Raw genomic sequence first — 8,872 nt, 5'->3', positions numbered from 1 at the left:
GACGTGGCCTTCCTGCGCGAACCGCTCCGACCAGCGGCTGGCACTCGACACGCTTACACCGAACCGGGCCGCCGCTCGATGGAAGGAGGCGCCCTCGGCCACGGCCGCCACGACACGCTCGCGCAGATCGACAGACAACGGTGAAGGCATCGAGGGCTCCTTCACCACTCAACGCGGCAAACCGCTAACCCGTCGCAACGCGGCCGGGCACGGCTCTAAAGGGCGTGAGCTGAGCTACGCGGTGAGGGTCTGCGGCCGGACGATATGTCGAACGTATTCCGCTCTCAGGCTTGGGGCGAAGTCACCGCCCGGGCCTTCCACGCGCGGTACACGGCGGCCGCCGTCGCGTTACAAGCGCGCGATGCTCACCGTGGCAAGGTCGGACATGCCGATCGCCTGGGCCGAGGCTTTCGACAGGTCGATCACGCGCCGGCCGACGTAAGGGCCGCGGTCGTTGATGCGCACCACGACCGACTGACCTGTGCGCGTATTGGTCACCCGCACATGCGTCCCCAGCGGCAAAGTGCGGTGCGCGGCCGTCAGCGCGTTCATGTCGAAGCGCTCGCCGTTGGCCGTTTTGCGACCGTGGAAGCCGGGGCCGTACCACGACGCGACGCCTGCCTGCTGACCGGATGCTGCTTTACCCTCGCCGCCCGCAGTGATCATGCACACAGCTGCGAAAGCGGCCAGAAGAGACGGTCGGACTTTGAATAACAACCTGCGTACCCATTGTTGTTACAAGTGGTGACGCTAAAACAGATCAATTGTGTCCAGATCGAGTTGCGCTAAGGCATGGCTGGTATGTGCCGACGCATGCCACATTTGGGGCGAGATAATGCGGCGAGCGCACTCACAATCTTGGGTGCTGACGGTTGGGCCGCCGTCATGACTGTGCTTAAAGCTGGCACCTACTCAGGTGTGCCACTTCCGGCGCTCTCAGGGTGTCCCAACAGAGCGGTGACCCTATCGATCTCGCGCTTGAGCGCCTGGATGGGCTCCTCACTCTCGCCGAGCGCGCAGACAATCCGCTCCCGGACAGCACCCGCCTTCCGGCGCAGAGCGCGCCCGGCGTCGGTCAGTTCCACCCGCAGCAGCCGCTCGTCGGCCGGATCGCGCCCACGGCGCAGCAGACCATCGCGCTCCAAGCGCTTGAGCAGCGGCGTCACCGTCCCGGAGTCGAGGTGCAGCCGCGTGGCGATCTGCTTCACGCTCTGCCCGTCCTCCTCCCACAGCGCCAGCATGGCGAGGTACTGCGGATAGGTGAGACCGAGCGGCTCAAGCAGCGGCTTGTAGGCGGCCGTGAACGCGTGGGCCGCGGCATAGACCGAGAAGCACAGCTGCCGGTCCAGCGGCAGCACGTCAGGGCCGGACGCACCCTCATCAGCTTGTTCGGAGGCGGTCTGGGTCGGAAAGCGGCGAGCGGGCTGGGTCATGGCTTCCATGTAGCACGATGAGCGCTGCAAGGCATAGATCACTCATCGTTTGACATCCAACGATTTGACAGCTAATCATTGGCCAACAAAGACAGGGGGAACTCGATCATGCCGCGCACCACCTCACCGCTCACGCTCGCTGCCGCTGCTGGTACGGGCTTCGGCGCAATCCTCTGCGGGGTTCTGGCCTTCGGTGGTGCAGGGCATGCTGAGACGCTGATCACCAAGCCGCTTCCGGCCATGGTCGCCCTGCACAGCCGCGCCCCCGCCCTGCCGGCAGCCAGTGCGCGCGATGCGCAGCAGGATCGCTCTGGCCGCGCGGTGCGGGTGGTCTATCCCGGCCCCTACGCCCAGCGCTGAAGTGGCGGCGATGATCACCGCTGCCGTGCTCCTCATGCCGGTTCTCCTGACCGCCCTGACCTTTGCGGTCGGCGAGCGACTGGAGCCGTTCCCGAACAAGGACGACCTCTGGCAGCTGCCCCGCCGGTCGTCCGTGCTCTAGGCATCAGCTTAAGGACACGCGGGCCAGCACTTCCTCGCTCAAGAGGAGCGGCTCGTCACGGTAAACAATATCGCTGTGTCTGAGCCCCACAGACGCTCTCGATCTGACGATGATCAAGCTTGTGGCAGGGTGAGACAGTGACATCTAAGTTAGACATCAGACCTGTTGCGGTCCTCGTGGTTGAGGATGACGTGCTTGTTCGCATGATCGCTGCTGACATTCTCTCGGACGCCGGCTTTCGTACCCTTGAGGCACGTGATGCTCGGGAGGCTATGACGCTCCTGGAAGCACGTGGTGACGTACGGGTGCTATTCACTGATTGGAACATGCCGGGCGACATAGACGGGCTCGGCCTCGCTCGCCTTGTCCGTCACCGTTGGCCAACTGTCGGTATCATCCTGACCTCTGGTAAGATGCGGCCTGCCCCCGGTGATCTGCCGGCTGGCGCACAGTTCCTCTCGAAGCCATACCGCCCTTCGGCCCTGATTGAGGAAGTTGAGAACCTGCTTCACGAGCACGGCGATGGGGCTCACTCGGGCGCTCCGGTGGTGCCGACCGGCGCGATCATGCAAACGCCAGTGGGCGGAGCACTGGGCGGAGATATCGCCGCTGCTCCGTCCAAGGCGGACAAGAGCTGAGGAGCCTGCGCTCGGCTGTTGTGCCAGCCGCTTCTCACCACTCCGCCTAACATTGAAGTCAGGACGATGCCGGTCTTCACATCCGCAGCAGTCGACGGCGACCGGCACGAGCTCGCGCTGCTGCGCGCCGTCCTACACGGTTCGGCCCAGGCCAAAGCGTAAGCGCTGTCTGGACGGCACCTTCCGGCAGGCCGCGTGAAGGCGACATACGGAGCGGAATGGGAGCTCCGTCACATGTCGATGTCAGAGCGTATGGCTATGTCGGAGCCGGTCCGGCGCCTGGAGCTGTTCACCGGGGCTGGCCGGCGGCGAACGTGGTCGGATGAGGAGAAGGCCGCCATCGTCGCCGAGAGTGATGGGCCGGGCACCTCGATCAGCGCGGTGGCCCGCCGACATGGACTGAGCGCCTCTCAGCTGTTCACGTGGCGGCGCCTGATGCGTCAGGCTGAGAGGCACGACGATCATCGCCCATTGCAGTTCGTGCCGGCCGTTCCGAGTGTGGGCCGGCAGGAGCCGACGTCTGCCGAGCTGAGCCCAGAGCTGGGGGAGCGATGCGGCTGGCGCAGCATCGAAGTCGAGATCGCAGGCGCCACGGTCCGCATCGCTCAGGGCGCGAGCGCGGCTCAGATCGCGGCGGTGATCCAGGCGCTGAAGGCTTGCCCATGATCGGGCCCTCCGGCGCGGTGCGCGTGATGCTGGCCACACGGCCCGTGGACTTCCGCAAGGGCATGGACGGGCTGGCCACTCTGGTCCGGGACGCGATCGGCGCGGACCCGTTCTCCGGCACGGTCTACGTGTTCCGGTCAAAACGCACTGACCGGGTGAAGCTCTTGGTCTGGGATGGAAGCGGACTGGTCCTCGCGACCAAGCGTCTGGAGGCGGGTCAGTTCTGCTGGCCGAAGATCGAGGACGGCGTGGTTCGGCTGAGCGCGGCGCAACTCGCTGCGCTTGTGGAGGGCTTGGACTGGAAGCGCGTCCATGCGGCTCGTGCCGTGAGCGTACCGGCGGTTGCAGGCTGAGCAAGAAGGCTGGCCAGCGGGCTTCATCGCAGTGGTAAGTCACTGGCGGATCTGATCTAATCCGCTTCGTGGCCGCGCCTGCTTCGCCCTCGTCCGACGACCCCGAGACGCTCAAGGCGCTGCTCGCCGAGGAGCGCGCCGAGAACGAGCGGCTGCGCCAGATCATCCTGGCCATGCAGCGCCACCGCTTCGGCCGCCGCGCCGAGAGCCTGCCTGAGGATCAGCTTCTGCTCGGGCTGGAGGAGGCTGAGCAGGTCGAGGCCGCGGGCTTTGCCGCCGAGGAAAGCGAGCCCGCCAAAAAGGAGGCGCGGAGGGCCAAGCGGCGCACGAACCGTGGGGCGCTGCCCGCCCACTTGCCGCGAGTCGAGCACGTGGTCGATGTCGACAGCCTCATCTGCCCGTGCTGCTCGGGTGACCTGCATCGGATCGGCGAGGATGTATCCGAGCGCCTCGACATGGTGCCGGTGCAGTTCCGGGTGCTGGTGATCCGCCGCCCACGCTACGCTTGCCGCGCCTGCGGGGACGCGGTCGTGCAGGCACCCGCGCCGGCGCGGCTGATCGAGGGTGGCCTGCCGACCGACGCTCTCATCGCGCAGGTGCTCGTCTCCAAATATGCCGACCACCTGCCACTCTACCGGCAGGCGCAGATCTTCGCCCGCCAGGGCGTCAGCCTCGACCGCTCGACGCTGGCCGACTGGGTCGGGCGCGCCGCCTTCCTCCTCCGGCCCGTGCACGCGCGGCTGCTGGAGACGCTCAAGCGCTCGGGCAAGCTGTTTGCCGACGAGACCACGGCACCGGTGCTCGATCCGGGCCGCGGCCGCACCAAGACCGGCCAGCTTTGGGCGTATGCGCGCGACGACCGACCCTGGGGCGGGACTGATCCGCCCGGCGTTGCCTACGTGTACGCGCCCGACCGCACGGCTGGACGACCGATCGCGCATCTCTGCGGGTTTGCAGGCGTGCTCCAGGTCGACGGCTACGCGGCCTACGAGAGCTTGGCCAAGGGCGGCGCGGTGCGGCTGGCCTACTGCTGGAGCCATGTGCGTCGGCAATTCTACGACCTCGCCGCGGCCTCGCCGATCGCCATTGAGGCGCTGTCGCGCATCGCCGCGCTCTACCGGATCGAGGCCGAGATCCGCGGGCGCTCGGCCGAGGAGCGACGGGCGGCCCGTCAGGAACGAAGCCGACCGGTGGTCGAAGCGCTGGAGGCGTGGCTGCGGGAGAAGCTCGACCTTTTGAGCCGCAAGAGCAACCTCGCAGAGGCGATCCGCTACGCCCTGAGCCGCTGGGCGGGATTGAGCCTGTTCCTCGACGACGGGCGCATCGAGATCGACTCCAACACCGTCGAGCGCGCGATCCGGCCTCTGGCTTTGAATCGGAAGAATGCCCTGTTTGCCGGCTCGGACAACGGGGGCGAGCACTGGGCGGTGATCGCTTCCCTGATCGAGACCTGCAAGCTCGTCGGCGTCGAACCGCAGGCCTACCTCGCTGACGTCATCACCCGCATCGTCGCGGGGCATCCGCAGCGGCGCCTCGATGATCTGCTTCCATGGGCTTCCCCATCAACGCCACCCCTGAAAGCCGTGGCCTGAGGACAGCGCTTACGCCAAAGCAGCCCCCACCCCGAGTTGGGACCGCGCCGCGGATCCGAAGCCGAGCCGGCCTGCACGGCGCAGAAGCGCCTCACAGCCCGGCAATCGTCAGACCGCTGCATATCCGGCGTGTCTGGCCTGACCGGCGGTGTTGCCCACCAACAGGATAGCTCAAGATGCCGCGCTATTTCTTCGATATCCGTGACGATGTGTCGTCCGTGAGCGACACCGAGGGCGAGGTGTGCGCCAACCCGGATGAGGCTGGCCGGCGCGCGGCGCAAATCCTATCGGAGATCGCACTGCATTATCCTAACCAGAACGGCTGCAGCAAGCTGCTGGCGCTGGTGCGGGACGAGGCCGCGCGTGTGGTGTTCACCGCATCCCTCAGCATCGTCGGCAGGCGGCTCGATAGACCAGTCCTGATACCAGGCTGCCATGTTGGTGCGGGCAGAGCCCACAAACCCGACCGCCTACCAGCCTAGATTGCCATCTAGCATTGCTAGGGCGCACTCTTTCTCTGCTGCTGCGCGTTCATGCATAGGGACCGCCGAACAGATCGCCGAGCGCCTTCCGCTTGAACAGCGTGCGCCAGCGTCGCCTCTGATGCTCCGGCCGGTCGTGGATCATGTGGCACCGTTGGCAGAAGGCCGCGAGGTTGACGTCGGCGTTGTTCGAGGTGTCGTGATCCCGATGGGCTGCGGCCAGCACCACCCGGGTCGTGCGCACGAGGACGAGCACATCCACCGCCCCAGCCTTCAGTCGGATCCGCCTGCCCCGCCCGTCTCGCCACCGGCCGGCGTCGGCGTCCCACCAGCGGCCATCGCCGAGGTGGTAGACTATCTCCGCCCGTGCGGCCGCCCGCAGCCCTCGCAGCGGCCCTTGGCGCGGCCGAAGCGGATCACAGCCGAGAGCTGCGGCCAATCGATCGGGTAGAAGAAGCGGTGCTCGGGCCGGATCGGCATGGGGGCGCACTGTGCCACTCGCCGTGAAGAAAGCGTAGCGGTTAAGGCGTTGCCGTTGGGGGTTCACACGTAGAAGGGGGATGTAGGGAGCCGCCAGTCGTCACACCTCAATGCGGGTACCTGTCAGCGCATTGATTTTTAGATCGCACAAACCTTGCAGACGCTACCAGCTGATTTTTAGTCACATACCTTGGGCGCTGTCGGTCGCGAGATCGAATAGCCGTTGCGCGAGAAGCACCGCCGTCGCCGCGTCGACCGCAGACGCATCCGCCCCGACCTGAGGAACGAGTTCCGGATGTTCCAGGAACACCGGACCTCCGACCATCACGCCAATGGCTGAGTTGCACGACGCATCCCGCACCGAGCGGATGGCCTTTGCGAGTTGATCGAGGCGTGCTCCGCTGCTGAGCGTCAGGCCGACGACGTCGAACCACTCGGACGCCACCAAGGCAGCGATCTCTTCGGGGGTGGACGAGAGCCCGACCGAGACAGACCAGCCTGCCCTGCACATGAATTGTTCGACGATCCGGACGCCGAACGTGTGCTGCTCGCCGGGAGCGCTCATCAAGAGCAGACGGGGCTGCCGGTCGAGCGAGGTCGCCTCTCTGTCGACCCGGAACCGAGCCACCAGATGTTGTAGGCGGGCGACACCGGTCGTCACCTCGACGAAGTCGCACAGGTCCTCCTCCCACATGCGGCCTAAGAGAGCGGCTGAGGGTGCCAGAAGGTCCAGGAATAGGCGATCAACGGGGTAGCCTTGCGCGACCATAACCGAGAAGGCCTCGATCACGGACGCATCATCCTGCGCGAGCGCCAGATGGGTGAAGGCCGCGACTTGCTCGGCATCCGGCTGAAACGGGGGTTTGATCTGCTCGGCGACGGACCTGCGATGCCGCAGCACGAGTTGGGGGATGATCTGGGTCTGGACGAGGTGCCCCAGAGCCAGGCAACGCTCTCGGGCGGCTTCGGCCGCGCGTTTACGTGCATACGCTTGGCGAGCCTGGGCCGCGCGGTCAGCGTCCTGAGGAGAACGATTGCCCCATGAGCCTTCAGACGAAGCCAGATTTGTCATCACCCCCTCCCGGCGGCACTGCGTCGACGGTCTCAGAGGCCTGTCGATCTTGTGCCGGCATCAAAGCTGCCGACAGGTTAGATGTAAAGCTATGCGGCTCAGCGCCGCGTTGGTGTACTTCCGTACATATGGCATTATAAGAAATGTCGGATAAAGAGCCTGGGAATTCTTGCCTGCACGTTGAGGTCAGCCGAAGTCTCAACGGCAATCGGCTTTGGGCGTGGAAGATCTATGCCGGCGAATACGAATGCCCGATTGATGAGTCGCGTCCGATTTTTTCAAGCAGTAATGTTGCGATGAACATTGGGGTTACGGTCCGGGATTACATCTATTACAAGCATGGTGCTAGTAAGAGAGTGTTGCATTAGTGCCTTGTCTCATCTGCTAGAATTAAGATATTTTTATTTTTGCAGAATATTTATTATATTGCAGTACAATGACGCCGAACGGTCCGCCGATCGCCGCAGCCTCCGTCATCACTGCCATGCTGTCCGGGCTAGGTAGACGCGCGCAGGTAGACGTCACTGACCTGATCGGCTTCGGCCGATTGAGTCCAGCGGCCCCGAAGCGAAGTGTTCAAGAATACGCTTTAGTGCCGCGACGTTGTTTTTGTCTTCAGCGCTTTCGAGCGCGTCCTGCAACACAGCGCGAATGTCCTCGGCTTCGACCTTCTCCATCTCCCAGTTCGGATACAGACGCTCGCGCTCTTCCTCACCCTGGTCCAGCGAGACGATATCGTAATGACGTGGGTCGCTACGCAAGTTCGCGATCAGCTTCTGTATCTGGGCGGCCGGCCCTTCGACCCACTGGAAGAAGACGCCGCTGCCATAAACCAGCACCCCGGTGATGCCGCGTGCGAGATTGTTGCGTTGGGCCGACTCGACAATGCGACCGACCTCGACGTCGTCGACGCTGCTGGCGGCACGGCTGCAGTAGACGTAATGGGAAAGCGGGGGCAGCGCGGCATCGTCCAACTCAGCGCCGCGTGGAATACCGAATTCGTCGAACATGGGTGGGCTTGCTCCGTCCATGCCAGGCAGGCCGCTCCGCCCGGCGAGTGCGCGGCAGGATATCCTTTCCAGCGCAGTAACCAAGGCAGCTTTCCCGCCTCCTCCCGAACGTGAGAAGGCGGGAGCCTGCAGGTAACAACACGCTTCACCTGCACCGCTGACCAGGTCCCGACACGTGCCGTATGCGCATAAGGCGTTTTACGCCTCCTCGTCCTTAGTCTGCTTGGCCATGGCAGCATCACGGCGACGGGCCGCGCGATTGTTCTCAGGCACCTCCTTCTGCAAGGCTTCCTGGCTCGTGTAGCCCTGAGCGCCCGGGCTGCCGCGCGTCTGGGTCACCGTTGCGCGCAGCTTGGCGGACTTCATGTGCTTGCCATCTTGGAAATCTGCCATCGTGTTTTCCTTCTTCGTGTCGCCGTCACTCGACCCAATTAAGCGCGGGCTAAGGCCCTCTGCACCTGCATTGCAGACCATCTCCCGCCACGCGCTGTCGGGATCTCTCGTGCGTTCAGGCCATCTGCAATCTGCCTGAGGCTCACAGCACCGTCAGTCCGGATCTCAGCGATGTCCGTGGCCAGATCCCGAGCCCGTACTAGCGAGCGCTCCTGACGCGCGAGCCCGTACTAGCGAGCGCTCCTGACGCG

General features: G+C 64.8%; 14 protein-coding genes and 1 pseudogene. 7 read left to right on the top strand and 8 right to left on the bottom strand.

The window, feature by feature from the left end; all coding sequences use genetic code 11:
• The 3 genes from ACXJL8_RS25705 to ACXJL8_RS25695 all read right to left on the bottom strand — a co-directional run.
• On the bottom strand, positions 1–150 hold a 150-nt coding region (locus ACXJL8_RS25705), incomplete at its 3' end, for a helix-turn-helix domain-containing protein (RefSeq protein WP_456685816.1).
• Positions 151–348: 198 nt separating this feature from the next.
• Positions 349–666, bottom strand: coding sequence for a septal ring lytic transglycosylase RlpA family protein (locus ACXJL8_RS25700; protein WP_456685814.1), 318 nt, complete (start codon positions 664–666; stop codon positions 349–351).
• 242 nt (positions 667–908) lie between these two features.
• A complete protein-coding gene (locus ACXJL8_RS25695; RefSeq protein WP_456685815.1) occupies positions 909–1,433 on the bottom strand; it encodes a MarR family winged helix-turn-helix transcriptional regulator in 525 nt (174 codons plus the stop codon).
• Positions 1,434–1,541: 108 nt separating this feature from the next.
• On the opposite strand from ACXJL8_RS25695, the gene ACXJL8_RS25690 reads away from it, so the two are divergent.
• The 7 genes from ACXJL8_RS25690 to ACXJL8_RS25660 all read left to right on the top strand — a co-directional run bounded on the left by ACXJL8_RS25690 (position 1,542) and on the right by ACXJL8_RS25660 (position 5,666).
• A complete protein-coding gene (locus ACXJL8_RS25690; protein ID WP_456685813.1) occupies positions 1,542–1,793 on the top strand; it encodes a hypothetical protein in 252 nt (83 codons plus the stop codon).
• 10 nt (positions 1,794–1,803) lie between these two features.
• Positions 1,804–1,935, top strand: coding sequence for a hypothetical protein (locus ACXJL8_RS25685; RefSeq protein ID WP_456685812.1), 132 nt, complete (start codon positions 1,804–1,806; stop codon positions 1,933–1,935).
• Positions 1,936–2,111: 176 nt separating this feature from the next.
• Positions 2,112–2,573 (top strand): response regulator, encoded by a 462-nt coding sequence (locus tag ACXJL8_RS25680; RefSeq protein WP_456685811.1) that lies wholly within the window; start codon positions 2,112–2,114, stop codon positions 2,571–2,573.
• A gap of 234 nt (positions 2,574–2,807) precedes the next feature.
• Positions 2,808–3,239: an IS66-like element accessory protein TnpA gene (gene tnpA / locus ACXJL8_RS25675; RefSeq protein ID WP_456685810.1), complete on the top strand. Its 432-nt coding sequence runs from the start codon at positions 2,808–2,810 to the stop codon at positions 3,237–3,239.
• Complete coding sequence (gene tnpB / locus ACXJL8_RS25670; protein WP_456685809.1) at positions 3,236–3,592, top strand: IS66 family insertion sequence element accessory protein TnpB; 357 nt, start codon at positions 3,236–3,238, stop codon at positions 3,590–3,592. Before tnpA ends, tnpB begins: the two co-directional genes overlap by 4 nt.
• 68 nt (positions 3,593–3,660) lie before the next feature.
• A complete protein-coding gene (tnpC, locus tag ACXJL8_RS25665) occupies positions 3,661–5,184 on the top strand; it encodes an IS66 family transposase (protein ID WP_456685808.1) in 1,524 nt (507 codons plus the stop codon).
• Positions 5,185–5,360: 176 nt separating this feature from the next.
• Positions 5,361–5,666, top strand: coding sequence for a DUF6894 family protein (locus ACXJL8_RS25660; RefSeq protein WP_456685807.1), 306 nt, complete (start codon positions 5,361–5,363; stop codon positions 5,664–5,666).
• Positions 5,667–5,715: 49 nt separating this feature from the next.
• Here ACXJL8_RS25660 and ACXJL8_RS25655 read toward each other — a convergent pair.
• From ACXJL8_RS25655 to ACXJL8_RS25635, 5 genes and pseudogenes are all read right to left on the bottom strand, one after another.
• A pseudogene (locus tag ACXJL8_RS25655) lies at positions 5,716–6,146 on the bottom strand (hypothetical protein).
• Between the two features lie 181 nt (positions 6,147–6,327).
• Positions 6,328–7,218 (bottom strand): cobalamin B12-binding domain-containing protein, encoded by an 891-nt coding sequence (locus ACXJL8_RS25650; RefSeq protein WP_456685806.1) that lies wholly within the window; start codon positions 7,216–7,218, stop codon positions 6,328–6,330.
• Between the two features lie 521 nt (positions 7,219–7,739).
• Positions 7,740–8,228 carry a BLUF domain-containing protein gene (locus ACXJL8_RS25645; RefSeq protein WP_456685805.1) on the bottom strand — a complete coding sequence of 163 codons (489 nt, stop codon included), beginning with the start codon at positions 8,226–8,228 and terminating at the stop codon, positions 7,740–7,742.
• A 198-nt stretch (positions 8,229–8,426) separates the two neighbouring features.
• Positions 8,427–8,621, bottom strand: a complete 195-nt coding sequence (locus tag ACXJL8_RS25640) for a hypothetical protein (RefSeq protein WP_456685804.1) — start codon at positions 8,619–8,621, stop codon at positions 8,427–8,429.
• 38 nt (positions 8,622–8,659) lie between these two features.
• Complete coding sequence (locus ACXJL8_RS25635; RefSeq protein ID WP_456685803.1) at positions 8,660–8,767, bottom strand: recombinase family protein; 108 nt, start codon at positions 8,765–8,767, stop codon at positions 8,660–8,662.
• Positions 8,768–8,872 lie beyond the last annotated feature (105 nt).

This window comes from Bradyrhizobium sp. P5_C11_2, assembly GCF_054049755.1.
Note: the sequence above shows the minus strand (reverse complement) of the source record. Positions and strands in the feature narration are given on the sequence as shown.

What these genes read in the sequence shown, in the direction of transcription:
- ACXJL8_RS25700 (WP_456685814.1), bottom strand. Translation starts at nt 666, where the DNA reads ATGATCACTGCGGGCGGCGAGGGTAAAGCAGCATCCGGTCAGCAGGCA.
- ACXJL8_RS25695 (WP_456685815.1), bottom strand. Translation starts at nt 1,433, where the DNA reads ATGACCCAGCCCGCTCGCCGCTTTCCGACCCAGACCGCCTCCGAACAA.
- ACXJL8_RS25690 (WP_456685813.1), top strand. Translation starts at nt 1,542, where the DNA reads ATGCCGCGCACCACCTCACCGCTCACGCTCGCTGCCGCTGCTGGTACG.
- ACXJL8_RS25685 (WP_456685812.1), top strand. Translation starts at nt 1,804, where the DNA reads ATGATCACCGCTGCCGTGCTCCTCATGCCGGTTCTCCTGACCGCCCTG.
- tnpA (WP_456685810.1), top strand. Translation starts at nt 2,808, where the DNA reads ATGTCGATGTCAGAGCGTATGGCTATGTCGGAGCCGGTCCGGCGCCTG.
- tnpB (WP_456685809.1), top strand. Translation starts at nt 3,236, where the DNA reads ATGATCGGGCCCTCCGGCGCGGTGCGCGTGATGCTGGCCACACGGCCC.
- ACXJL8_RS25660 (WP_456685807.1), top strand. Translation starts at nt 5,361, where the DNA reads ATGCCGCGCTATTTCTTCGATATCCGTGACGATGTGTCGTCCGTGAGC.
- ACXJL8_RS25650 (WP_456685806.1), bottom strand. Translation starts at nt 7,218, where the DNA reads ATGACAAATCTGGCTTCGTCTGAAGGCTCATGGGGCAATCGTTCTCCT.
- ACXJL8_RS25645 (WP_456685805.1), bottom strand. Translation starts at nt 8,228, where the DNA reads ATGTTCGACGAATTCGGTATTCCACGCGGCGCTGAGTTGGACGATGCC.
- ACXJL8_RS25640 (WP_456685804.1), bottom strand. Translation starts at nt 8,621, where the DNA reads ATGGCAGATTTCCAAGATGGCAAGCACATGAAGTCCGCCAAGCTGCGC.